17 protein-coding genes are annotated in these 23,277 nt (G+C 41.9%); 9 read left to right on the top strand and 8 right to left on the bottom strand.

Translation table 11 applies throughout. From position 1 onward, the window contains the following. Positions 1–63 precede the first annotated feature (63 nt). The 7 genes from IEY42_RS17635 to ampD all read right to left on the bottom strand — a co-directional run bounded on the left by IEY42_RS17635 (position 64) and on the right by ampD (position 13,898). Entirely contained in the window at positions 64–4,515 is a 4,452-nt protein-coding gene (locus tag IEY42_RS17635; RefSeq protein WP_188926618.1) for an EAL domain-containing protein, read from the bottom strand. Between the two features lie 516 nt (positions 4,516–5,031). Continuing rightward, a complete protein-coding gene (lpdA, locus tag IEY42_RS17630; protein WP_188926617.1) occupies positions 5,032–6,465 on the bottom strand; it encodes a dihydrolipoyl dehydrogenase in 1,434 nt (477 codons plus the stop codon). A 173-nt stretch (positions 6,466–6,638) separates the two neighbouring features. Continuing rightward, entirely contained in the window at positions 6,639–8,594 is a 1,956-nt protein-coding gene (gene aceF / locus IEY42_RS17625) for a dihydrolipoyllysine-residue acetyltransferase (protein ID WP_188926616.1), read from the bottom strand. A gap of 11 nt (positions 8,595–8,605) precedes the next feature. Further along, positions 8,606–11,272, bottom strand: a complete 2,667-nt coding sequence (gene aceE / locus IEY42_RS17620; protein WP_188916978.1) for a pyruvate dehydrogenase (acetyl-transferring), homodimeric type — start codon at positions 11,270–11,272, stop codon at positions 8,606–8,608. Between the two features lie 71 nt (positions 11,273–11,343). Further along, positions 11,344–12,096 carry a pyruvate dehydrogenase complex transcriptional repressor PdhR gene (pdhR, locus tag IEY42_RS17615; protein ID WP_188916977.1) on the bottom strand — a complete coding sequence of 251 codons (753 nt, stop codon included), beginning with the start codon at positions 12,094–12,096 and terminating at the stop codon, positions 11,344–11,346. 330 nt (positions 12,097–12,426) lie between these two features. Beyond that, the gene (gene ampE / locus IEY42_RS17610; RefSeq protein WP_188926615.1) at positions 12,427–13,278 is read right to left on the bottom strand and encodes a beta-lactamase regulator AmpE; all 852 of its coding nucleotides are present in this window, start codon (positions 13,276–13,278) and stop codon (positions 12,427–12,429) included. A gap of 59 nt (positions 13,279–13,337) precedes the next feature. Then, positions 13,338–13,898: a 1,6-anhydro-N-acetylmuramyl-L-alanine amidase AmpD gene (gene ampD / locus IEY42_RS17605; protein WP_188926614.1), complete on the bottom strand. Its 561-nt coding sequence runs from the start codon at positions 13,896–13,898 to the stop codon at positions 13,338–13,340. A 458-nt stretch (positions 13,899–14,356) separates the two neighbouring features. On the opposite strand from ampD, the gene nadC reads away from it, so the two are divergent. The 9 genes from nadC to mutT all read left to right on the top strand — a co-directional run bounded on the left by nadC (position 14,357) and on the right by mutT (position 22,603). Beyond that, positions 14,357–15,235 carry a carboxylating nicotinate-nucleotide diphosphorylase gene (gene nadC / locus IEY42_RS17600; protein WP_188926613.1) on the top strand — a complete coding sequence of 293 codons (879 nt, stop codon included), beginning with the start codon at positions 14,357–14,359 and terminating at the stop codon, positions 15,233–15,235. A 798-nt stretch (positions 15,236–16,033) separates the two neighbouring features. Further along, on the top strand, positions 16,034–16,465 hold the full coding sequence (locus IEY42_RS17595; protein ID WP_275974649.1) for a pilin: 432 nt from the start codon (positions 16,034–16,036) through the stop codon (positions 16,463–16,465). Positions 16,466–16,534: 69 nt separating this feature from the next. Continuing rightward, positions 16,535–18,244 carry a type IV-A pilus assembly ATPase PilB gene (gene pilB, locus IEY42_RS17590; RefSeq protein ID WP_188926612.1) on the top strand — a complete coding sequence of 570 codons (1,710 nt, stop codon included), beginning with the start codon at positions 16,535–16,537 and terminating at the stop codon, positions 18,242–18,244. A 99-nt stretch (positions 18,245–18,343) separates the two neighbouring features. After that, positions 18,344–19,609: a type II secretion system F family protein gene (locus IEY42_RS17585; RefSeq protein ID WP_188926611.1), complete on the top strand. Its 1,266-nt coding sequence runs from the start codon at positions 18,344–18,346 to the stop codon at positions 19,607–19,609. Positions 19,610–19,625: 16 nt separating this feature from the next. Beyond that, the gene (locus IEY42_RS17580; RefSeq protein ID WP_188926610.1) at positions 19,626–20,552 is read left to right on the top strand and encodes a prepilin peptidase; all 927 of its coding nucleotides are present in this window, start codon (positions 19,626–19,628) and stop codon (positions 20,550–20,552) included. Then, positions 20,549–21,178, top strand: coding sequence for a dephospho-CoA kinase (gene coaE, locus IEY42_RS17575; protein WP_188926609.1), 630 nt, complete (start codon positions 20,549–20,551; stop codon positions 21,176–21,178). The genes IEY42_RS17580 and coaE overlap by 4 nt, the downstream gene beginning before the upstream one ends. Then, positions 21,171–21,905 carry a cell division protein ZapD gene (gene zapD, locus IEY42_RS17570; RefSeq protein WP_188926608.1) on the top strand — a complete coding sequence of 245 codons (735 nt, stop codon included), beginning with the start codon at positions 21,171–21,173 and terminating at the stop codon, positions 21,903–21,905. The genes coaE and zapD overlap by 8 nt, the downstream gene beginning before the upstream one ends. Positions 21,906–21,983: 78 nt before the next feature. Further along, the gene (gene yacG / locus IEY42_RS17565; RefSeq protein ID WP_188926607.1) at positions 21,984–22,193 is read left to right on the top strand and encodes a DNA gyrase inhibitor YacG; all 210 of its coding nucleotides are present in this window, start codon (positions 21,984–21,986) and stop codon (positions 22,191–22,193) included. Positions 22,194–22,204: 11 nt separating this feature from the next. After that, the gene (mutT, locus tag IEY42_RS17560; protein ID WP_188926606.1) at positions 22,205–22,603 is read left to right on the top strand and encodes an 8-oxo-dGTP diphosphatase MutT; all 399 of its coding nucleotides are present in this window, start codon (positions 22,205–22,207) and stop codon (positions 22,601–22,603) included. Positions 22,604–22,920: 317 nt separating this feature from the next. On the opposite strand, the gene IEY42_RS22430 is transcribed toward mutT, so the two are convergent. Continuing rightward, positions 22,921–23,277: hypothetical protein (locus IEY42_RS22430; RefSeq protein WP_229780142.1), on the bottom strand; the 357-nt coding region annotated here is incomplete at its 5' end.

Raw genomic sequence — 23,277 nt, 5'->3', positions numbered from 1 at the left:
GACTCAGGCTTGCTCATCAATAATATTGCTTGAAATAACCTGTTTCATCAGTTTGTTGAATGCTTATTGGTACTGTTTCATGTGTTGCTCAAGTTCGGCTTTGGGCATAGGTTTAGCGAAGTAATATCCCTGAATAATATGGCAACCTCGTTTAACAACTTGGGCCAATTGCTCTGGGGTTTCAATCCCTTCAGCGACCACTTCTAACGATAAGTTTCGAGCCAGCTCGATAATACTGCTAACAATAGCCTGGTCAGCTTGATTTTGGTCGATGTGAATCAAGAAGGAGCGATCGATTTTAAGGGTATTAACTTTAAATGTGCGCAAATACGCTAGCGATGAATAGCCTGTGCCAAAGTCATCAATAGCCACATCAACGCCCAATTGTTTTAATGCTAATAAGTGTTGAGTGGCAATATCGATTTCCCGCATCAACACACCTTCTGTGATTTCAATAGACAAGCACTTAGCTGGCATCCCGGTTTTATGTAAGGTGGCAGTAATAAAGTCGATAAAGTCAGGTTGCCTAAAATGCATGGTTGACACATTGACCGACACCAACAAATCTTGTTGATATTCTTTACACCAACGGGCTCCGTCAATACAGGCTTGAGTTAATACCCAGCGATCAATGTCGACGATTAATCCACACGACTCTGCAATGCCAATAAATACATCTGGGCGCACCAGACCATCTAGCGGATGATGCCAGCGAATTAACGCCTCAACACCTGCTAAGCGATTCTTTTCAACATTGACTTGCGGTTGGTAATAAATTTCAAATTCATTGCTCGCTATGGCTTTATGTAAGTCAGCCTCTAAACGTAAATGGTATAAGGCTTCTGCATTGCGCTCTGCTGAATAATATTGAAAATTCCCCCGGCCTTCTTCTTTTGCATGATACATGGCCAAGTCGGCATTTTTTATCAAGGTTTCGGGGGTTTGGTCATCACCGGACCAAATACTAATGCCAATACTGGTTGAAATAAAAAACTCTCGTCCATATAGCTTAAACGGCATTTCTATTTGGTTAAGTAATTGCTTTGCAATGTGATTGATAGTGTCGATATCTTTTGCATCGCGCAATAAAATCACAAATTCATCACCACCAAAACGGCATAATAAGTGCTCTTCAGACAAACAAGTTTGTAACCGGTTTGCGGCTTCGACTAGCAATGCATCCCCCATACCATGGCCATATGAGTCATTTACATGCTTAAAACGATCTAAATCTAAAAACAGCAACGCGAGCGTTTCGTCATGTTGTTTTGCCGCTTCAATAACTTGGCCTAAACGACGTGAAAACATAGAGCGATTAGCCAGTCCCGTTAAGGTATCATTGTTGGCTAAGCGTTTAAGGTGTTGTTCACTGTGTTTGCGCTCGGTAATGTCAGAAAATACCACCACATAATACAGTGACTCGGCACTGTCGTTGATCATGGTAGACACGTTCATCCAAACCGGGCAGCGACTGCCATCAACGCAATAAAACTCACACTCACCAGTCCAAAAGCGCTCTTTATCAAACACATCGTCCATATCGAAGGGCTCAGCCGACTCGGCAACTAACTCAATAAAAGGCTTACCGGCTAAATCTGTTTTGTGCGAAGCTAAAATCAAGTTTGCTGCAGCATTACTAATTTTAATGTCTTTATTAACATTTAAAATCAACATGCCTTCAGAAGTGTTTTCAAAAGCTTGAGCAAGCAAGTTGACTTCGCTTTCAAGTGCGCGCTTTTTGGTAATATCGGTATACATTCCGGCAGCGTGAACAACCTTACCCGCTTGCCGATCAACCTCGACTGCACGACCGTTTATCCGTAACCAATGCCATGTAGCATCTTGAGGGTGCAAATAGCGATATTCAATATCTAATACATCCGTTTGGCAATGGTAAAACTCAAGCCAAGTTTTATTAAATCTTTCCATATCAGCAGGATGCAATGGCAAATCAGCAATGGCTAATACAAATGCGGGCTCACTCCCCAATACTCCCCCTCTATTATCTAGCGAGATCAGTTGGCTGCTGTCATGCCACTCCCATAAATCTGAATCACTGCCTTTAAGAGCCTGATGCAGTCTTTCATCACTTTTTTGTAGTTTCGAATTGATGTGTTTAAAGCGATTAATTTGTTGTTGTCGATACAGTAATAGAATCGCACCAATCAACAATAATGAAATACTCAATGCGCCTTTGAACTCTTGTGACTTCCACCAATATTGCTTAACCGTAAATGGATATTGGAACGGTTCACTCGACCAAACGCCGTTGCGTTTATACAAGAGTTCTAAAACATAATCGCCTGCGCTCAAACCGGTAATGTTGATTTGTGACTGCCCTTGAAGCAACAAGTAATTTCCCGCTTCAGCGCCCTCTTTCGCCAATCGATATTGCAATGTCATTGGGGTATCGTCTAAATAATCTAATAAGGCAATATGAAAACTAATTAGGCTGGCACCAGGGTCAACCTGGGTTAATTGACTGGGAATTAAATACACCGCGGTAGTGTCATCATAATAAACCGATACCGATTCAAGTATGACTTTATCGCTGACTGTACGAGGAGCTAATTTATCTAAATCAATCAGCATAGCGCCATCAGGGGTGCCAATAAAAAAGCCTTTTTCGGGGTCATAAAACTCAGCCGCTTCATTAAACTCATCTGATATAAAACCATCTTTGTGGTTAAATGAACTGACCTTGCCGTTGAGTTTATTAATTTTAATCAGTGAATTAGCACAACCAATAATATGGTCGGTGGCGCTATCGTGTAAAAAGTACACCACTTTACAATCAATTTTCCACTGTTGATCAAGTGACTTAATGGCGTTAGTTTGTGTATTGAGTTCGATAATGCCTTGTTGCGTGGTGCCTAACCAAAGTATATCTGGCGCGACTTGCAATAGAGAATTAACCATCGGTGTATTGGCATAATCGTTAAAGAGATTTAATTTTGAATGATACTCACCAGTAGAATCAACATAGCCAAAAATCTTGGCCCCAGTGACCCACAATCTATCTTCATTTTCGCGTAGAAAATCTCGATACGAAGTATTTGTTAATGTTTGTTGGCCGTCATATAACTCCTCAAGCACCAGATCATCATTACCCTCTTGCCAATAATATGCACCTTTATTTGTGCCAAACCAGACACGTTTAGGATTTAGTTTATCTCGATAAATACTAAATATAATTCTATTACTTAAGGACTCTTTACCGCCGCTCCAAGTCGCAAAATTACTGCTTTCGTTAGTGGTTTTATTGACAACGTATAGCCCAGAGGTCGTTCCTAAAATAATATGATCTTCATTTAATGACCCAAGTGAATAAATACTGTCGCTGATTTTAAATCCTGAAGGGATAATGGTTGTCGAAGCTCCATTACTCGTCAGATCAATTGCAGATAAACTACTATCAGTGCCAAGCCATATTTTTTCATCTTCAACATAAATAGACCATGTCATCTCATTTTTGAGTTGATAGGATGATTTTTTAGAATAACTTTCAAGTAAAAACGACGGTGTACCGGCAATAACAGCTAAGCCATCACCCGAACCGCCAACCCATAGCAGCCCATCGGAATCGACTGCAATATCATGAATATAGTCAATGTTAGCCCGTTGTTTTAACGCATCTGGGTACAATGTAAATGTGTTGCTTTTTTGCTCCCAAAAAATTAATCCGCTACGGCTCGACACCCATAAATCGCCATTAAGATCCTCGGCCATTTGATCGACGTAATAAGGTATCTCAGGCACAACTTGCACCGATAATGACTCAGGGTTAGCTTGGTATAATCCTTTCGATGTAAGTAGCCAAATACGCTGCTGCTTATCTTGAAATATTTTTCTTATTGAACCATTTTTATCTGCCCAAGGAAAATGGCCAATAAAGGTGCCGTCAGTTTGGTGAATTTGCAGCTCATCTCGGGTTGAGAAAAGGTAGCGTCCATCATGCAACTGCAGTACATTTGCCCAGTTTAGGTCGGGGTTTAATTGATGCTTTAATGAGAGTCTCAATGACTTGTTGTCATCGTCAAAGTAATAAACCTTGCCTGAATCGCCCAATAGCAGTAATTGATTATCTAATTGACGTTGGTAAGCAACCACCCGAATGCTTTTATTGATATTGGTAATATCATCGCCTTGGGGCTTGAGCAGTAAACTAAATTGATTGTCGAGAATGCTGTATAGATACAGTGAAGATTGGGTACCAATTAATAAATGATCAGGCCCTGAGTTAATCACCGAGGTAGTCAGTTCATCATCTAATACCGAGTCAAAGCCGACCTTATCAATGCGTCTTACTTTGCTGTTGCTAACCCGGTACAGACCTTCTTGGGTTGCTAACCACACATAACCATATCGATCAAAGCTGATATCTTGAATTCGTGCATTAGCTAAACCATCTTTAGCATTAAAAACCCGCTGAACAATATCAGCTCCGTGAACGGGGGCGACAGCAAGGAGAAAGCATATCCAACAACTTAGGCTTAACAACACAACTCTAATCATAAACTCAGTCAATTCCTCTAATTAAACACTGGCATAATGCCGAAAAAATAACACCCTACCAACTCAATAAATAATGAGGTGAGGACAAGAGGTGCTAAAAAACACACTACATAATATTGTTATATCTTATTGTTTTAACATTATTACCTTAGCAAAGTCACATATTTTATTACACGTATTTAACATGAACTCTACCTTTGACAACACAGTCCAAAATACTTTTTATATGCCGTGTAGCGTACGGTATTTGAGTAACTCATAATATTCATAAAGTTACACCTTTTAGGCTATATCAACAGCGCAACTTGCTACCCATAAACGTTACATTAAATACGAAAATTTATTTTGCTTGCGGCTGTTTCACGCAGCACTTACGACACCTATCTTGGCAACCATCGCAGCATACCGTTTGCAATAAAACACGGATAAGAGTTAAGCCTAGACTATCTTCTCAAAAAACATCCAAAAAAAAGCACCCCTTTATGGAGTGCTTTAATCATTAATCATAACGCGATATTACTTCTTTTTCTTAACCGCTTTAGGGTTAGGTAAATCAGTAATTGAACCTTCGTACATTTCAGCAGCTAAACCTACTGACTCATGTAAAGTTGGGTGAGCGTGAATGGTTAATGCTAAATCTTCAGCATCACAACCCATTTCAATCGCTAGGCCGATTTCGCCTAATAGTTCACCACCGTTAACGCCAACAATAGCACCACCAATCACGCGGTGAGTGTCTTTGTCGAAAATTAACTTGGTCATACCTTCGCTACAATCTGATGCGATTGCACGGCCACTTGCAGCCCATGGGAAAGTCGCAGTTTCGTAAGCAACACCTTGCTCTTTTGCTTCTTTTTCAGTTAAACCAACCCATGCTACTTCAGGGTCAGTATAAGCAATCGAAGGGATCACTTTAGGGTCGAAGTAGTGCTTCATACCGGCAATAACTTCAGCAGCTACGTGGCCTTCATGCACACCTTTATGAGCCAACATTGGTTGACCAACGATGTCGCCGATAGCATAGATGTGTGGCACGTTAGTGCGTAATTGCTTGTCTACATTGATAAAGCCACGCTCATCAACATTAACACCTGCTTTTTCAGCCGCAATGAGCTTGCCGTTTGGTGTACGACCAATCGCGACTAATACTGCATCGTAACGTACTGGTTCTGCTGGAGCACTCTTGCCTTCCATTGTTACGTAGATACCATCTTCTTTGGCTTCTACTGCAGTCACTTTAGTTTCAAGGATTAAGTTAAACTTCTTCTTGATTTGCTTAGTGAATACACGAACGATATCTTTGTCAGCTGCTGGAATAACTTGGTCAAACATTTCAACCACGTCAATTTCACTGCCTAGTGACGAGTACACAGTACCCATTTCTAAACCAATGATACCGCCGCCCATCACCAATAATTTACCAGGCACTTCTTTCAATTCTAGTGCGTCAGTCGAATCCCAAATACGTGGATCTTCATGCGGAATGAATGGTAATTCTATTGGACGTGAACCGGCAGCAATAATAGCTTGCTCAAACTGAACCACAGTGACAGTACCGTCAGCTGCGGTCACTTCAAGAGTGTTAGGGCCAGTGAACTTACCAAAGCCATTAACCACGTTAACTTTACGCATTTTAGACATTCCGCCTAATCCGCCTGTTAGCTGGCCAACCACTTTCTCTTTAAAGCCACGTAATTTTTCTAAATCGATTGTTGGCTCACCAAATACTACACCGTGACTGGCAGCTGCTTTGGCTTCTTCAATCACTTTAGCAATGTGTAGTAATGCTTTAGATGGGATACAACCTACGTTCAAACATACACCACCTAAGGTGCTAAAACGTTCAACGATAATGGTATCTAAACCTAAATCAGCGGCACGGAATGCTGCTGAATAGCCTGCAGGGCCAGATCCTAATACAACTACCTGAGTGTTAATTTCGTTACTCATGTTTTCCTCTATTCTTTTGCATATGTTGGCGGACAAAACCGATTCAACAATCCATGTGGCCAGATTGTGATAGCTGTCAGCATTTTACCCTTTGTTTGATGACAATCACAATCAAACATTGGTGATAATCATCAACATAAAAAAGGCCACTCGATATGAGCGGCCCTATTTATTTACAAAATCATGGTACGGATGTCAGATAAGATAGCTGACAAGGTCACACTGAAGCGTGCGGCCATCGCACCATCAATCACACGATGGTCGTATGAAAGCGACAGTGGTAGCATTAATTTAGGTTCAAATTCTTTACCATTCCACTTAGGCTTAATTTCAGATTTTGACACACCTAAAATAGCCACGTCTGGGTAGTTAACAATCGGCGTAAATGCCGTACCGCCAATACCACCTAAACTTGAAATAGTAAAACAGCTGCCTTGCATGTCTGCAGACTTAAGCTTGCCATCACGAGCACGGATAGAAATATCGGTTAACTCACGAGACAACTCAACAATGCCTTTTTTATCGACATCACGTACAACCGGAACCATTAGGCCGTTTGGTGTATCAACAGCAACACCAATATGGAAGTACTTCTTCTGGATAAGTGATTCGCCATCAGCACTTAAGCTTGAGTTAAACACTGGGAAATCTGCCAATGTTTTCGCAACGGCTTTCATCATAAACACAAGTGGAGTGATTTTGTAATCTGCCTTTTTCTTGGCAGCAATATCATTCTGTTGCTTACGGAAAGCTTCCAACTCAGTGATATCAGCTTCATCAAATTGAGTCACGTGTGGAATGGTTACCCAGTTGCGGTGCAAGTTAGGACCAGAGATTTTCTGGATACGGCTTAATGGCACTTCTTCCACTTCACCAAACTTACTGAAATCAACTTTAGGCGCTGCAATCACGTTTAAGCCACCCGCACCACCAGCAACGCTGGTTGCTGCAGAAGCTTTAGGGCGTGACAACTCGTACTTAACAAACGCTTGCACGTCTTCTTTTAAAATACGACCTTTACGACCGGTACCGCTAACCTTTGTTAAATCAACACCAAACTCACGCGCTAAACGGCGTACTGCAGGCGATGCATGTACAGCACCTGTCGATGTTGGCGCTGCTGCACTTGGGTGATGCGGCACTGGCGGACGGCTTGCCGCCATAGCTGCTGGGGCGGCAGGTGCTGCTGGAGCAGGAGCTTGCGCAGGAGCAGCTTGCGCAACAGGTGCTGAGCTTGTGGTTTCAATAGTAGCAATTAAGCTACCTTGAGACACTTTATCGCCTACTTTAACGGTTAGCGAAACAAGTTTACCGGCAAACGGCGCAGGCACTTCCATGGTTGCTTTGTCTGTTTCAAGGGTAATTAGGCCTTGATCTAAGGTGATGTCATCACCCACAGACACTAATACTTCAATGACATCCACATCTGCAGCATCACCAATGTCTGGCACTTGAACTTCTTGTACCTGAGTTGTGCTTGCAGCAGGAGCTGCTTGCGCAGCGGGTGCAGCTTGAGCTTGCGGAGCCGCTGCTGGTGCAGAGCCTGCCACTTCTAATAAAATCACCAATGAACCTTCAGACACTTTGTCGCCCAAGGCCACTTTCACTTCTTTAACCACACCTGCTTTAGGTGAGGGTACGTCCATGGTTGCTTTGTCGGTTTCTAGGGTAATTAACCCGGTATCAACCTCAATGCTATCGCCAACGGCTACTAATACTTCAATGATTGAAACATCAGTATCACCGCCAATATCAGGCACTTTAACTTCGATAACTTCTGAGCCACCAGCAGGTGCAGCAACAGGGGCTACAGGTGCAGGTGCCGCAGCTTGCGCCACTGGCGCTTCAGCTTTAGGAGCTGGAGCCGCTTCGGCTTTTGCTGGTGCAGCATCAGCTGCACTCATCATTGCGATTAACGTTCCTTCAGACACTGTGTCGCCTACTGCGACTTTCAGCTCTGCTAACGTACCAGCAAAAGGCGCTGGAATGTCCATGGTCGCTTTATCGCTTTCAACGGTAATGATTGATGCTTCTTTCTCAAGTACATCACCCACTGCGGCACAAATTTCAATAACCTGTACTGCATCAGTGTCGATATTAGGAACCAAAACTTCCTTTAAATCAGCCATTTTGTATCCCCTTACGCGAACTGTGGGTTGATCTTGTCAGCGTCAATGCCGTACTCAGCGATGGTTTTAGTTAACACATCAACAGGCATTTCATTACGCTCAACAAGTGACTTCAGTGCAGCAATAACAATAAACTTGGCGTCAACTTCAAAGTGGTGACGTAAGTTTGCACGGCTGTCGCTACGACCAAAACCATCAGTACCCAATACTTTATAATCTGTTGGTACATAAGCACGTAATTGCTCGCCGTAAATCTTCATGTAGTCAGTGGCTACAATGGCTGGCGCATCAGCTGATAATACCTGGCTAATATAAGCTTGCTTAGGCTGTTCGCTTGGGTGCAACATGTTCCAACGCTCAGCAGCCTGGCCATCACGAGTTAACTCGTTAAAGCTGGTGACGCTGAATACATCTGAACTCACACCAAAGTCTTTCGCTAGTGCTTGAGCCGCTTTACGCACTTCTTCTAAAATGGTGCCGCAACCCATTAACTGTACTTTGCCTTTACCACTACCGGCTACAGATTCAAGCTTGTAAATACCTTTTACGATACCTTCTTCGGCACCGGCTGGCATTTCTGGCTGAACGTAGTTTTCGTTCATGGTAGTTAAGTAATAGAAAACATCTTCTTGGTTTTCGCCATACATGCGACGAACACCATCTTGTACTACTACTGCAATTTCATAACCGTATGTAGGGTCGTAAGAGATACAGTTAGGGATAGTGTTAGCCAAAATGTGGCTGTGACCGTCTTGATGCTGTAAACCTTCGCCGTTCAATGTTGTACGGCCTGAAGTACCACCCACTAAGAAACCACGTGCGCGCATGTCGCCTGCAGCCCATGCCATGTCACCAATACGTTGGAAACCGAACATTGAGTAGTAGATGTAAAACGGAATCGTTGGCATGTCGTTGACTGAGTAGCTGGTTGCAGCTGATACCCAAGATGACATTGCGCCTAATTCGTTAATACCTTCTTGTAAAACCTGACCGGTTTTATCTTCACGGTAGTACGCCACTTGATCTGAATCTTGTGGAACATATTTTTGGCCTTCGTGAGCGTAAATACCCACTTGACGGAATAAACCTTCCATACCAAAAGTACGTGCTTCGTCTGGAATAATTGGCACAACACGCTTGCCAATGCCTTTGTCTTTTAACAACGCAGTTAATACACGAACAAATGCCATAGTTGACGAGATTTCACGGCCGTTAGAGCCTTTTAAAATCGAATCAAAAATCTTTAATGATGGCACTTCAAGTTCTTCGGTAAACTTCTCACGACGTTGTGGTAAGTAACCTAATAACGCTTCACGACGACTCTTTAGGTATTTCACTTCTTCAGAATCTGGACCTGGATGATAGAAAGGCAAATCTTCTAACTTGTCATCAGGGATCGGAATATTAAAACGATCGCGGAAGTGACGAATAGCGTCAACGCCCATTTTCTTCACGTTATGCGCGATGTTTTTACCTTCACCCGCATCACCTAAACCATAACCTTTAACGGTTTTAGCCAAGATAACCGTTGGGCGACCTTTGGTTTTTTGTGCATGCTCAAGTGCTGCGTAAACTTTAACAGGGTCATGACCACCACGGTTTAAACGCCAAATGTCATCGTCTGACATGTTAGCCACCATTTCAGCGGTTTCTGGGTACTTACCAAAGAAGTGCTCACGAGTCCAAGCGCCGCCTTTGGCTTTACAGTTTTGGTATTCACCGTCTACGGTTTCTTCCATTAACTGTAATAATTTACCGCTAGTGTCACGGGCCAATAATGGATCCCAGTAACGACCCCAAATCACTTTAACCACTTCCCAGCCTGCGCCGCGGAATTCGCCTTCAAGTTCTTGGATAATTTTACCGTTACCACGTACAGGGCCATCAAGACGCTGTAAGTTACAGTTAACGATAAACACTAAGTTATCCAATTCTTCGCGCGCAGCTAAACCAATTGCACCTAATGCTTCTGGCTCATCACACTCACCGTCGCCTAAGAAACAGTAAACAGTTTGCTTAGAGCAGTCTTTTAAGCCACGGTCCGTTAAATATTTTAAATAACGTGCTTGGTAAATCGCTTGAATAGGACCTAGACCCATCGATACCGTAGGGAACTGCCAGTAGCTAGGCATTAACTTAGGGTGCGGGTACGAAGACAAGCCTTTGCCGTCTACTTCTTGACGGAAGTTAGCCATTTGCTCTTCAGTAATACGACCTTCAAGGAATGAACGCGCATAAATACCAGGTGCAATATGACCTTGGAAATACACTAAATCGCCACCGTCTTGTTCATTAGGCGCACGGAAGAAATGGTTAAAACACACATCATAAATCGTCGCACTAGACGCAAAACTTGAAATATGGCCACCAAGCTCTAAATCTTTCTTAGAACCACGTAATACCATTGCTAATGCGTTCCAACGAATAATGGCGCGTATACGACGCTCCATTTCTTGGTTGCCTGGCATGTTTGGCTCTTGGCCAGCAGGGATAGTATTTAAATACGCAGTAGTCGCGTTGTACGGTAAGTGAGTACCGTTACGACGTGCTTTGTCGATAAGTTTTTCGAGTAAAAAGTGTGCACGTTCAGGCCCTTCTTGCTCTAATACAGCTTGCAGAGCATCAACCCACTCTTGGGTTTCTGATGGGTCTAAATCTTGAAGCATATCTTCAGACATCTCGCAGTCCTTCTTTAATATACGGAGTTATATTTCGGCATTCGTTGTTGCTTGTTGACACAACAACTCAGTTACACGCCGCTCTTTAAACGGCGCAAACTACGTTGCAACCGACTGTCTTCTTCTCTTACTGACAACATGACTTCTTCGATGTAGCTTAAATGCTCGTTCGAAGCAGCACGTGCAGCGTCTGGGTCCCGGCGCACAATCGCAGCGAGTAATGTTCTTCTGTGATTATTTGCCGTAGCGGAAGTTTCTTCGCGTCTGCTCAAAAGTTCCAAATTTTGCGCTACATTTTTATGCAGCACAGGGGTTAAACTTAATACTAGATGAAGCATGGCAACATTGTGTGACGCTTCTGCAACTGCACGATAAAAACGCACTATCGCATCGGCTTTAGTGTCAATATTGGTTGCCGACTCAACTTCAGCAATACGTTTGTTGATGTTTTTCATATCCGCATCGGTGCCGCGCAGCGCAGCAAAATACGCCATCATGCCTTCAGTGGCGTGACGAAACTCCAGTAAGTCGTACTGACTTTCTGAGTCGCTATGCATTAATTCAACGATAGGATCGGCAAGACTTTGCCAGAGTTGTTCTTTTACATAGGTGCCACCGCCTTGACGACGCATAAGCAACCCTTTTGCTTCTAATTTTTGAATAGCTTCGCGCAGTGAAGGACGAGACACTTCAAATTGCACGGCAAGTTCACGCTCGGGAGGCAGTTTCTGACCCGGCTGTAAACTACCTTCAAGGATCATGCGCTCTAACTGCTCCATGATCACATCAGATATTTTTGGCTGGTTAATTTTACTATAAGCCATCTGGCGCCCTGCTCCCTAAACAAGTAATTGTCAATTGGTCTTACCAATTAATATGAGAGAGCGCACTTTATCAAATCATACAGGCTGTGTCTAGTTGCCAGCTTATTGACAATGCCACACAAGTTTGTTTAAAACGCTCAATCCCCGAGCATAACTGATATTTAGATTAAAGGGGTCAGACCATTTACCCGAAAGCTTTAGGAACTAGAAACTAGAGCGCTACGCTGCTAGGGGCAATAAAAGCTCAGCAGCGACGCTGCCCTAGAAGCGCAGCGACCTAGCAGGACGTAGTCCGCCCTAATACCTAGAAGCGACGCGCCCTAGCCCCACCTAACTCACAAACCCAAAAATGGTTAATAGTGACACTAAAGTTAATAACAACACAAAGTTACGTTTACTTAATGCCAGCAACGCTAAAGTAGACTGCAAACTAATTGGTGCATTGCCTGCCTCAGGCAATGACTCTGCAGCAATAGCAGTTTGGGTCACAATGGTTTTAGCATCACATCTTAACCGCAAGGCATATTGGCGCCATGCCCCTAATCCACTGCTAAATTGGCCACTTAACACATACCCAAAGCTAAATAATCGACTGGGTATCCAATCAAGTAAGGTGTGCAAGTGATCAACTAAAGGCATCCCCTTGTTATTTTTAATATTAAAGTCACTGTAAAAGCGCACGCTACAATATAATACGGCGCCTACAGGTCCAAAAAAAATCAAAAACAACGCCACTGCGCCATAATAGCGGTAATTAATCCACGCCACCGTTTGACCTACATTTTGACCTAAATCTTGCTCATCAACCACATCAAGGCATTCAGCACAATCAAGTTGCCCAGCATAGCGGTAACAAGCCTGTACATCACCACGACAAGCCGCCTGAATATATTGTTTAAACAGTCCTCGTAAATTTTGATGGCTAAAGCACACTATCGATATTAGTAACCAAAACAGCAAACTGAGTAAATCAAAGAAAATACCGTGCAATAAATGACTAATCAAAAACACCACTAATGCTGGCAAAATTAATGCCATTGCAACGCCAAACTCAGTTCCTAACGATTCATCATCCCAAAATTGTTTATGGTAACGTTCCATCAAATGATTAAACTGCAAGCTACTTGGCAGTAGCTTTAACCGTTCAACTAAAATAGCGACCAATAATGAAAATAACGCCATAAATATCCTTTTTACCTGTGCTATATCTTAAAAACCATCAACAATCGATGATAACTGTATCAAGCGGTTGCAGCGACAATAGCTTGTTTATAGCGCACCCAATCAAAACTGTCACCTGGGTCGGTTTTGCGTCCAGGAGCAATATCGCAATGCCCCACAATATTAGGTAACTTAATCATAGGATAGTGCGCCATTAACGCCAAAGTTAACAGAGTTAATTGTTGATATTGCTCATCGGTATAACCACTGGTGTCGGTGCCTTCCATTTCAATACCAATGGCAAAATCATTGCATCCTGATCGTGAATCAAAACTTGATACGCCAGCATGCCAAGCCCGATCATCACAACTAACATACTGCACCACCTCGCCATCACGGCGAATTAAAAAGTGGGCAGAAACCTCTAAGCCAGCCAACTCAGCAAAACTACTATCTGCTTCAATATCTAAACAGCCCTGAAACAAGCCGTCGATGTGCGGCAAACCAAAGCAACCCGCAGGCAAACTAATATTGTGGATAACCAACAAACTGATCTCGCCATCAGGCCGTTGATTAAAATGTGGCGATATACACTGACGCGCGTTAGCCAACCAACCATTAACTAATAATCCAATAGCCATAACAACCTTAACTCAATGTCGATACAGTAAATTTAACAGTTATAAACCTGAATACCAATGCTAAACATTGCTGGTATCTATGGCGTGCTTATCTTTGTATATTGTTTATATTGAGAGATAAATGGCTATAGGCAAGGCGGATAGTTGCGGGAATAGTTGCCCTAGGTCGAGATTATCCAACGCGGTATAAAGCAGTTTTAGCCGCAACTCTTCGGACAGAGGCTATTTCCAGTCATACTGTTCACAAACTCACTGATTAAGCGGGCTAAACTGCACTCATTTACGATTGCCTGACAAAAAAGAACCAACTGCATAATTTATCAACAAAGATAAACACGTCCTGTGTAAGTATGGCATTTAAATATGGTAATCTTGTTTAAATGCTTTTTTGGTAAACGACTACACTATTTATCCCTAGTCGTTTTACCCTATCACGCTCTTTAGCAAGGACTTTGCTTATGTTAGAAAATGACATCCGCCACGCCGTAAAAACAGCACTCAACGAAGACTTAGGCCACAGTGCACATAACAGCATCGAAGATATGCTCACGGCAGACATTACTGCACAACTCATTCCTGCTGACAAACACGTTTCAGGCAGCTTAATCACCCGCGAAGACGGTGTATTTTGCGGTAAAGCCTGGGCCGAACAAGTGTTTAACCAACTCGGTGGTGAAGTTGTACTGCATTGGCATGTAGACGACGGTGACTTAGTTGTGCCTAATCAAGTATTGTGTGAGTTATCAGGCCCTGCCCGCGCCATTTTAACTGGTGAGCGAACTGCCATGAACTTCATTCAAACCTTGTCTGGCGTTGCTAGCCTGACTAAACATTATGTCGATAAACTCTCAGGTACGCATACCCGCTTACTCGACACCCGCAAAACCATTCCAGGTTTACGTACTGCGCAAAAATATGCTGTTACTTGTGGCGGCGGTAAAAACCATCGTATTGGGTTATTTGATGCCTTTCTCATTAAAGAAAACCACATCATGGCCTGCGGTGGCATTTCGCAAGCCATAACTGCAGCGCGCGCATTAGATAACAGTAAACCTGTTGAAGTGGAAGTCGAATCATTAGCCGAGTTAACTCAAGCCCTCGATGGCGGGGCAGACATCATTATGCTCGATAATTTCGACGTCACCATGATGGTCGATGCCGTTAGCCTTAATAACCGTTATAAAGATCAAGGCAAAGGCGCAAAACTAGAGGTGTCAGGTAACGTGACCATTGATACCCTAGCCACATTCGCACAAACAGGTGTTGACTATATATCAGTTGGCGCACTCACCAAACATATTAAAGCACTCGACTTATCTCTACGGTTGAAAGCGTGATGCTTGTAGATCCTAGTTGCTAGGTGCTAGGTGCTAGGGCGGACTACATCCTGCTAGGCCGCTGCGCTTCTAGGACAGCTTCGCTGCTGAGATTGAGATACTAGGGCAACTTTGCTGCTGAGCTTTTACAGTATCTCGCAGCGTAGCGCCCTAGCTTCTAGGCTTTCTGCAGCCATTAAAACCGTCAACAAATCGACATTGTTATCATTTTGTCAAAAAAAAGATTTATTCAACTAATCCGTCAAAATACTTTTATCGTATAATGTCCTGAAAATGTGAAATCAGAGTGTTTTTAGACATTTATTTTATATTTGTACAATAAAGCTATTCCATTTTGTAACAAATTATACTAACGTTTATCGTAGGCGAGTTGGCCTTTCGGCCATGTATAGTAATCGCTAGATGACAAATCAACACTAATAAATTATCATTTTGTTAACATTTAACCTGCTAGTGTAAAGTCAAATGTTGTCAATACAGCGATAACGACAGCGTGTTTGCCCTCGCTTTACTGCTCAGCCGAAATGTCAGTCAGAAAATATCTGCTAACATAATATGCGCAAACATGGTTATGATATACCCGTTCTGTTTGGGTCGCTCAATAACTCGCGAACGCTATAATGTATGCAAAACAAAAAACGTGGTACTCCGGAGCTCACATCCAGTACTACACAATTGTGCTTTAAGGTTTTCGGCAAACGGAATGCCAGCTACTCAACTTATGACTAGTCCAATACTAGCTTAAGCAGCAGTCATCGAGGATTGATACTACCCCAGCCTAATTTTACGGAGAGAAATATGAAAGGTATCAACCAAATCAAAAACGCTAAGGGTTTTACTCTTATTGAATTATTAATCGTAGTGGCAATTATCGGTATTCTTGCTGCCATTGCTATCCCACAATATCAAAGCTATGTCGCAAAATCAGATGTCGGCGCCGTAATTCAAACTCTTGATGCGATGAAGACACCAATTGATCATTATGTAATGACTGAAGGTACTTTTCCAGCAAATGCCGCTGCAGCGAATCTTACAACTCCTCCAGCTGCAACTGGTACGTTAGCTATTAACGCTGCTTCAATCGCTTTTACAATCACAAAAGGTACACCATCCACAAAAGGCAAAACTATCACTTATGCTAGAAATCCTGCAACCGGTGCATGGACTTGTACTTCTGACTTAGATGCTACCGATAAAACTAAATTAATGCCTACGCACTGCCAAGGCTAATATAGTTAAAAGTAAGAGGAGAGTGCATTATACCTCTCCTCATATTTTGTATTTGGGATAATTAATGGCATGGCATCATCTTCATCGATTAATTTAGGATTATCTACTTTATTTGTTCGCAAGAAACTTCTCAGCGAAGAACAAATAGCAGCCACAATAAACTCTTCACGTAAAAACAAAACAGCTTTCGTTACAAGTCTTATACATTCAAAATTTCTTTCAGCCCGTGAAATCTCTGAGATTTGCTTTGAGGAATATGGGACTCCATTACTTGATTTAAATGAATTTGATATTACACAAATATCTGAAGATTTACTCAATAAAAAGCTAATTTCAAGGCACAAATGTCTTCCTTTGTTTAAACGGGGCAACCGCCTATATATAGCAACATCAGATCCCACAAATATTACAGCACTTGAAGACTTCCAATTCAGTCTTGGTTTACATGCCGAGGCTATTTTGGTTGAAGACGATAAGTTACTTAAAGTTTTAGAAAAAATACTTGAAGAAGACATTAGTGGCCTAAACTTAGAAGGGATTGATGAAGAAGCATTAGCTGGTATAGAAGTAACGGATACGAACCACGAAGATGAACCTTCTGTAGATAGCAGTGATGATGCCCCTATTGTTATCTATATTAATAAGATCCTCACCGATGCCATCCGTAAAGGTGCTTCTGATTTACATTTTGAACCCTATGAAAAACGCTACCGTATACGTTTCCGTATCGATGGCATACTCCATGAAGTATCCGAGCCGCCAGTCAACTTATCAGGGCGAATTTCCGCTCGTTTAAAAGTGATGTCGAAACTGGATATTGCCGAACGCCGTGTACCGCAAGATGGCCGTATTAAAATGAAGCTGTCGCGCACTAAGTCAATCGATTTTCGTGTCAGTACCCTGCCCACCATTTGGGGCGAAAAGATTGTAATGCGTATTCTCGATTCATCTTCCGCCCAACTGGGTATTGAAAAGCTCGGTTATGAAGATGACCAACGTTTATTATACGAAGAAATGCTCGCTAAGCCTCAAGGGATGATTTTAGTCACTGGACCAACAGGTTCAGGTAAAACCGTATCCTTGTACACAGGGCTTAACATCCTTAATACCGAAGAGCGTAATATCTCTACCGCCGAAGATCCGGTCGAAATTAACCTCGAAGGTGTTAACCAGGTTCACATTAATTTAAAAGCCGGTTTAACCTTCGCCTCAGCTCTGCGCTCATTTTTACGTCAAGACCCTGATGTGGTGATGGTCGGTGAAATACGTGACCTAGAAACCGCTGAAATTGCTATTAAAGCGGCACAAACTGGTCACTTGGTATTATCAACCTTGCACACTAATTCCGCGGCAGAAACTTTAACCCGTTTGATTAATATGGGCGTTCCCGGTTATAACATTGCCAGTTCGGTAAACTTAATTATTGCCCAACGTCTTGCCAGACGTTTATGCCCTGCCTGTAAACAAGCAGAAGATATCCCGCAAACAGAATTACAACGTTTAGGCTTTCAACAAAGTGACATTGACGATGGTTTCACCGTATTCAAGCCTGTAGGCTGTGATCAGTGTTCTGGCGGCTATAAAGGCCGTGTCGGTATTTATGAAGTAATGAAAATGAGTGATGAAATTGCCCGCACTATTATGGAGGGCGGCAACTCACTGCAAATATCCAAGCAGGCAAAACAACAAGGCATGCGCGATTTACGCCAATCAGGTTTATTAAAAGTCACCCATGGCGTCACCAGTATTGCTGAAATAAACCGTGTCACCAGCTTTTGATTAGTTTAAATTTACAAAACTAACAATTTAAAATTTACCGAAAAATTCTGAACGACCAAAGTACTAGGTGATAGCGAGTGAATAAAAGGGATTGACTATATGGTTACTGCAACAGCGAAAAAAAAGTCAAGATCAAAGAAAGCGATTAAGCATCAACCTAAAGTATTTCTTTATGAATGGAAAGGAGTTAACCGTTTAGGCCAGCGTACATCTGGTGAGCTAAAAGGCGCTTCAGTTGCTGAAATCAGAAGTGTTCTAAAATCTCAAGGTGTTACACCTAAAGGTGTCCGTAAAAAAGCGAGTCCACTTTTTAACCTTCGACAACCTAACATTAATGCTATGGACATTGCGATGATGACGAGACAAATTGCTACGATGCTATCATCTGGGGTTCCTTTAGTAACTGCACTACAATTGATTGCAAGAGGCCATGAAAAAATAAAAATGCGTGAACTCTTAAACTTAATTCTTATCGATGTAGAATCAGGCATCCCCTTTTCTGATGCTTTAAAACCGCATAGAAGATATTTTGACGAGCTATATGTTGATTTAGTTGCTGCAGGAGAACACTCTGGAGCTCTCGATGTTGTTTTTGATAGGATAGCTATTTATAAAGAAAAAGCGGAGGCCTTGAAGTCAAAAATTAAAAAAGCCATGTTTTATCCTTCTGCTGTAACACTAGTAGCTATTGGTGTTACGGTCTTGTTACTACTATTTGTAGTACCACAGTTTGAATCGATTTTTGAAGGTTTTGGTGCAGAATTACCTGCATTTACTCAGATGATTGTTGATACATCCAGATGGTTACAATCGTCTTGGTATTATTTTGTTATAGGGATCGTTTTATTTACCTTTATATTTATTAAGAGTCATAGAAAATCGCAAAGTTTTAGGGACCAAGTCGATACAAATATTCTTAGAATCCCAGTTATTGGAGACATTTTACATAAAGCAGCCATGGCTCGTTTTGCTCGCACATTAGCGACCACATTTGCTGCAGGTGTACCATTAATTGACGGCTTAGAGTCCGCTGCTGGAGCATCTGGTAATGCTGTATATCGGATTGCTTTGCTAAAGGTGCGTCAAGAAGTGATGTCAGGAATGCAACTTAACGTAGCAATGAGAACAGCAAACTTATTTCCAGATATGCTCATTCAAATGGTTCAAATTGGTGAAGAAGCAGGTTCTCTAGATGACATGTTAAATAAAGTTGCAAATATATTTGAAATGCAAGTCGATGATGCTGTAGATGGATTATCAACATTAATAGAACCCATTATGATGGTCGTCATTGGTACTATTGTTGGTGGCATGATTGTGGGTATGTATTTACCTATCTTCCAACTTGGTGAAGTTATAGGCTAAAAACTGAAAGAATAAAATGACTGAATTTATCTCAACTTTTGTTACAACAATGCAGCAGTATCCTTGGGTGTTTGTTGTTATTAGCTTTATTTTTGCAGCCACCATTGGCAGCTTTCTTAATGTCGTGATTCATCGCTTACCTGTGATGATGAAACGTGAATGGCAAAGTGAATGTAACTTTTACCTTAATGAATATCACCCTGATATTGTTAAGCAAGTAGGTAATGAACGTTTAAATAAACCCATTGATGAGTTTCCTGAAAAGTATAACTTAGTCGTGCCGGGTTCAGCCTGCCCTAAATGTAAAAGTAACATTAAACCTTGGCATAACTTACCTATTCTGGGCTGGTTATCATTAAAAGGAAAATGCGCAAACTGCAAAACTGCCATTTCTGCACGCTATCCTATTATTGAATTATTAACGGGGATATTGATTGCCACTCTTGCCTGGTATTTTGGCCCGACATGGCAATTTGTCTATGCCAGTATATTAACCTTTGTACTTGTGGCACTCACTGGTATCGATTTAGATGAAATGCTCTTACCTGATCAACTTACCTTGCCAATATTATGGTTCGGTTTAGTCATCAACCTTAAAGGCATTTATACCAGCCCACAAGATGCCATTATTGGTGCGGCGGCAGGTTACTTAAGCTTATGGTCAGTATTTTGGTTATTCAAACTCGTTACGGGCAAAGAGGGGATGGGCTATGGCGACTTTAAGTTATTAGCCGTATTTGGTGCTTGGCTTGGTTGGCAAATGTTGCCACTGATCATATTACTATCATCTCTTGTTGGCGCTGTTGTCGGCATTTTAATGATCATCACTAAAAAGCTCAATAAAGGTAACCCTATTCCGTTTGGCCCTTACATAGCCGCAGCAGGTTGGATAGCGTTAGTCTGGGGACAAGATATTCTTAATTGGTATCTAAGCACCTTATGATAAAGCAAAAGTATATTGTTGGTCTTACCGGCGGTATTGCCAGTGGCAAAACCACCGTGGCGAATCTGTTTGCAGAGTTCGGCATTGAGCTAGTTGATGCTGATGTCATTGCTAGAGAAGTTGTTGATAAAGGTTCTGCAGGGCTTGCTGCCATTGTTAAACGCTTCGGTGATGAAATATTACTCGCCGATGGTCAACTAGACAGAGCTGCTCTGCGCAACCAAGTGTTTGATAACGAAACACAACGGTTATGGCTCAATAACTTGCTACACCCAATGATCCGGCAAAAAATGTTGGACCAAGTGAATGCATCGTCATCTAAATACGTGATTATGGTTGTCCCCTTGCTATTTGAGAATCATTTAGATAGTTTAGTAACTACAACTTTGGTGGTAGATATCTCACCAGAATTGCAAATATCAAGGACGATGCAACGTGATGGCGTTAGCAGACAGCAAGTTGAACATATACTTGCAAGCCAAATGAGCAGACAGCAACGCTTAGATAAAGCCGAACACATCATAGATAATCAAGGAGACATTAACCTGTTGCGCAGTCAAGTAGGTCGCCTGCATAAACTATTTTTACAACAAGCTGCTGAGTTAACAACTAAACCCAATGACTGATTTAATTTACGAACAACCCTTAAATGAAAAAGTCCGCAGCTATTTACGCTTAGAAAATTTAGCACAACAGTTACAAAATAATGTCGTTCAAGATCAACACCACCAATGCTTTTATCCGCTATTCTCACTTTTAGAATTAACCGAACGTTGTGATTATCGATCTGAAGTATTAAAAGATATAGATAGACAGGTTCAACAGCTGAGAAGCATTTGTTATTTGCAAGAAGCCGATAGCGAACAAGTTAATCAACTTATCCAGCAACTCACCTCACTAAAAGCGCCATTACAAAATCCCGAAAGAATTGGCTATAAGCTCAAACAAGATAAGTTCATTACTGCATTACGACAGCGTTTTAACATGACCGGTGCATACTGCAATTTCGATTTACCTCAACTTCATTTTTGGTTAGGGAAAGACTGGCCACAAAGACAACAAGATATTCAGTACTGGCTGCAGCAATTTAAGCCTCTTTTAGCGCCTATCACACTCTTATTAACCCTATATCGTAATACTGCTGAGTTTACTTGTCTTAGCGCCCAAGCAGGCTTTTACCAGGGGGATTCACCACACCCTTTATCATTAATCCGCGTTAAAATTGATCCCATCTATAACTGTTATCCAACGATTAGCGGCCACAGAAATAGATACGCTATCCATTTTGTTGATTTCAGTTTACATCGCCATACCAACGAAACAGTCGAGTTCTCACTGGCAACCTGTGATTAAACGCTTTACCATTGAGCCATGATCAATTACTAACACAGCTAATCATCACTGATTAGCTGTATCGTTACGGATATCAATATGCCTTTAACCGTTAAGTGCCCTATTTGCAGTACATCAGTTGAATGGAACACCACATCTTTATTTAAGCCATTTTGCAGTGAACGCTGCAAACTTATCGATCTTGGGGATTGGGCTAGCGAAAAACACAGCATCCCTGTGAAAGACAATATCGACCCAGATATGATGGATGATATTGGCTATGATGAAGAAGACTTCTTTAAACAGTAATAAGAGTTTTTATGTCAAAGAGAATACATGTCGCCGTAGGGATAGTAATAAACCCACAAAAAAAAATCCTACTTGCCAAACGCCACGATCATCTTCATCAAGGCGGCAAATGGGAGTTCCCAGGCGGTAAAGTAGAAACAAATGAATCAGTCACTGATGCCTTGATTCGTGAGCTTAAAGAAGAAGTTAATTTAGATGTGAACAGCACATCTGCGTTTATGGATATCAGCCACGACTACCTTGATAAGCACGTCAGACTCGATATTCATCTGGTCACTGATTTCAGTGGTAATGTTTCTGGTATGGAAGGCCAACAAGTTAAATGGGTAACAGTACAATCACTAAACGAATATGAGTTTCCCGAAGCAAATAAACCCATCCTCGAAAAGTTATTCAATTTAGATATATAAATTAACAAGCCATCAATTTAGATGGCTTTTTTATAATGATATAAAGGCTAAAGCTTCTTAGTTAAAAAGACCAACAGACCAGTGATTGGCGATATAAGAAGTTCGTAGGATTGTCTGGAAATGACCTACTCTCACATGGGCATATCAACCACACTACTTTATTGCTCATTTGATAAATAAAGATTGATGCACAAAGCTCAAATTCCAGATGTAAAAAAGCCCGTTGCGTTAGCAACGGGCTTTCATACTTATTAGGCGTCTGGAAATGACCTACTCTCACATGGGGGAAAAGTGAATGCGTTTTGAATACAAAGTATTCAGCAAACACTTTTCGCGGAAAAGCGGTGACCGTCAAGGGATGGTGGAAATGCCTTTATTGCAGGAGCAATATAACGGCCTTTGGAGCCGGGGAACCCGCTCAGCGGCGGGGCGACATCGAGTTTAGTTCTTTCGCGAAACGTATATACGAAAAAAGCCCTAGCGTTTTCTGCTAGGGCTTTTTTCGTGTATTTGGCGCCTGGAAATGAAGCTCTATGGTTTCCAGACAAATTTTGTTTATTCAACACCTTGGCATTAAATAATAATTCGGAAAGCTTATGCAGTCTTCTCTTAGACTCGCTTTGTTGAGTTATCACACTATTTAAGCGCTCTATTCTAATACTAAGTATCAGTAA

This window comes from Shewanella algicola (assembly GCF_014648035.1).
GTDB lineage: Bacteria > Pseudomonadota > Gammaproteobacteria > Enterobacterales > Shewanellaceae > Shewanella > Shewanella algicola.
This window is presented reverse-complemented; position numbering and strand designations above follow the sequence as displayed.

Excerpts from the sequence above, each read along its gene's own strand:
- aceF (WP_188926616.1), bottom strand. The coding sequence starts at position 8,594 with ATGGCTGATTTAAAGGAAGTTTTGGTTCCTAATATCGACACTGATGCA.
- mutT (WP_188926606.1), top strand. The coding sequence starts at position 22,205 with ATGTCAAAGAGAATACATGTCGCCGTAGGGATAGTAATAAACCCACAA.
- lpdA (WP_188926617.1), bottom strand. The coding sequence starts at position 6,465 with ATGAGTAACGAAATTAACACTCAGGTAGTTGTATTAGGATCTGGCCCT.
- IEY42_RS17585 (WP_188926611.1), top strand. The coding sequence starts at position 18,344 with ATGGTTACTGCAACAGCGAAAAAAAAGTCAAGATCAAAGAAAGCGATT.
- zapD (WP_188926608.1), top strand. The coding sequence starts at position 21,171 with ATGACTGATTTAATTTACGAACAACCCTTAAATGAAAAAGTCCGCAGC.
- coaE (WP_188926609.1), top strand. The coding sequence starts at position 20,549 with ATGATAAAGCAAAAGTATATTGTTGGTCTTACCGGCGGTATTGCCAGT.
- IEY42_RS17580 (WP_188926610.1), top strand. The coding sequence starts at position 19,626 with ATGACTGAATTTATCTCAACTTTTGTTACAACAATGCAGCAGTATCCT.
- pilB (WP_188926612.1), top strand. The coding sequence starts at position 16,535 with ATGGCATCATCTTCATCGATTAATTTAGGATTATCTACTTTATTTGTT.
- pdhR (WP_188916977.1), bottom strand. The coding sequence starts at position 12,096 with ATGGCTTATAGTAAAATTAACCAGCCAAAAATATCTGATGTGATCATG.
- nadC (WP_188926613.1), top strand. The coding sequence starts at position 14,357 with ATGTTAGAAAATGACATCCGCCACGCCGTAAAAACAGCACTCAACGAA.
- IEY42_RS17635 (WP_188926618.1), bottom strand. The coding sequence starts at position 4,515 with ATGATTAGAGTTGTGTTGTTAAGCCTAAGTTGTTGGATATGCTTTCTC.
- IEY42_RS17595 (WP_275974649.1), top strand. The coding sequence starts at position 16,034 with ATGAAAGGTATCAACCAAATCAAAAACGCTAAGGGTTTTACTCTTATT.
- ampE (WP_188926615.1), bottom strand. The coding sequence starts at position 13,278 with ATGGCGTTATTTTCATTATTGGTCGCTATTTTAGTTGAACGGTTAAAG.
- ampD (WP_188926614.1), bottom strand. The coding sequence starts at position 13,898 with ATGGCTATTGGATTATTAGTTAATGGTTGGTTGGCTAACGCGCGTCAG.
- yacG (WP_188926607.1), top strand. The coding sequence starts at position 21,984 with ATGCCTTTAACCGTTAAGTGCCCTATTTGCAGTACATCAGTTGAATGG.
- aceE (WP_188916978.1), bottom strand. The coding sequence starts at position 11,272 with ATGTCTGAAGATATGCTTCAAGATTTAGACCCATCAGAAACCCAAGAG.